The following is a 227-nucleotide window of genomic DNA, read 5'->3' as shown; positions in this document are numbered from 1 at the left end:
TGTCGATAACTTCTAAATTCCTCTAACTCCTAACATGGTAAAATTGACCTATGTAGAATAAGGGGGGAATATTTTGTTTTATAGAATTTTAATATTATCTTGTTGTGCGTTATTACTAACATCTTGTTCAGTACAAGGAAAACAATCGCACAAAGAAGCAAGTTCAGTTACAAAAGATAAACCGTACTCTAGAGAAATTACAGAGGAAGAACAAAAGTACATACAAC

The organism is Neobacillus drentensis (genome assembly GCF_036965645.1).
GTDB lineage: Bacteria > Bacillota > Bacilli > Bacillales > Cytobacillaceae > Neobacillus > Neobacillus drentensis_D.
Note: the sequence above shows the minus strand (reverse complement) of the source record.